Annotated in this window: 2 protein-coding genes; both read right to left on the bottom strand. The window is 35.2% G+C overall.

Going from position 1 to position 1,732, the window contains the following annotated elements:
• Positions 1 to 302: fimbrial biogenesis chaperone (locus CK510_RS30025; RefSeq protein ID WP_510788927.1), on the bottom strand; the 302-nt coding region annotated here is incomplete at its 3' end.
• A 393-nt stretch (positions 303 to 695) separates the two neighbouring features.
• Positions 696 to 1,172 carry a hypothetical protein gene (locus CK510_RS30020; RefSeq protein ID WP_095725075.1) on the bottom strand — a complete coding sequence of 159 codons (477 nt, stop codon included), beginning with the start codon at positions 1,170 to 1,172 and terminating at the stop codon, positions 696 to 698.
• Positions 1,173 to 1,732 lie beyond the last annotated feature (560 nt).

Here is a 1,732-nt window from a genome sequence, read left to right as displayed (position 1 = left end):
TTGGGTGGCACAACCAGTTCTCGTGGTGAAAATTGCAAATAAGGTTTTAAATCATTTGGACTTGATGGTATTGTTTGAAAACCTTTTTCTTTGTCATAAGTAAAAGACTCTGCATAAACGCGAGCGCGAAATGTTTCATCACTATTATTGGTAATATTAATTATGCCCTTTGCTTGTCCTCGACTGCTTTGGGCTTCAATTATCATTGGGGATAAACTCACCTGAGCTTGAGCAGTTCCTGCCCATAAGATAACTGTAGATAATAATCCAGTGCAAAATGACAATGTAGAGCGTATCTGCATAGAGAATAATCCCGTTTTTAGACTAGAAATTAACATTATTAATCCTATCTTTATTTATTAATTAAGATTTATATCAAATGACTTTATTTTTTAAATAAAGTTTCGATTTACTAATTATATCAAGTCTGTTTAATTGTCCAGAATCCCTTATACTCGTACGTACAGAGTTTAATTAATAGCTTCCCTTATTCATTTCTTCAGTATTCACTCCGAACTTTTCCGTAAATACTAATTAGCGATTCTTTTGTAGCAATATTTATCTATGAATGTTAACCGTGTAATCTACAGTATTTAACTAAAGTATTGATAAATTCTGAAAAACAAGAACCCCGACCTTTTGAAAAAGTCGGGATTCTAATGAAAAATTGGGCTTCTTTCTTGACTGAAAGCAATTTACAGAGGTGCAGCAGTAACTACTACCTCGTAACTATAACTTCCAACTTGGGGTGATGCAACTGTATCTGCTGTCATTGATACAGTTACATCTTCATTTATACCAGTGCTTGTAACTGAAACACCTGTACCCGTATCAGTTGTAGTACCAATAGATGTAGTTAATGTAGCAATATTGTTGGTTGTTGTTTCACCAGTACCTGGTAATTGTGTAGGAGCAGCAACTGTAAGAAGTGCAGACCCGTTGCAGTTAATATTAACAGAGGCTGGAGTAGTAGTTTCAAGTCCATCGTCAGCACCATTAACTGCTAAAACTCCTACTGTAGGAGTAGTTCCCCAGACACAAGTGTTACCCAAACTAACGCCAAACTGAACAGTCGCATCTACAGATGGTCCTGGTGCTGCTTTCGCACTACCTACAAAACCAAAACTACCAGCTAACAAAACAGCAGAAACTAACAAAGAACGACGCAACATAATTGAATCCTCAAATATCTAAAAGAAACGGGTTATAAATCGAAAAAACACAAACGAATCTCTCAATGTCCAAAATGACATCAAAATAGAAATTGACTTTTAAAATCCCTGCAATCCAGTCAGCAAGGTATATTTAATACAGCCTAAAATTTAAAGCTGTTATCCGTTATTAATCACCTCTCAGATTCGACAAAAGCAGATATCTGGTAATGTCAAAATCTTGAAATAATCAAGATATCGAGTATAAAATCAAGCTAAAACTTGGGTCAGAGACTAAAGCAATACACTTGTCTTAGCCTTCACTAAGCTTGTAATTAGCACGATTAGTGACTAACCTCACTTAGTTGCTTTATACTCATCTTTTACTTTCGACTTGCAACCAATTTAAGCCATCGAAACCAATAATAGCTATCGTGAGAACACTGAAATTATCAAATCGGGTTCAAGAGCCATCTTTAGATATTTATGCGGAAGTTATAATTATGGCTCTTCCGTAGATGTTATGCTGAAATTTAAACAAGAATTCATAATTTGCCTTTAATAGCAAGACTCTTGGGGAT

The sequence above is a fragment of the Brunnivagina elsteri CCALA 953 genome, assembly GCF_002289455.1.
In the GTDB taxonomy this organism is placed as follows: Bacteria; Cyanobacteriota; Cyanobacteriia; order Cyanobacteriales; family Nostocaceae; genus Brunnivagina; species Brunnivagina elsteri.
The sequence above is the reverse complement of the archived record's forward strand: the minus strand, read 5'-3'. Positions and strand labels throughout refer to the sequence as shown.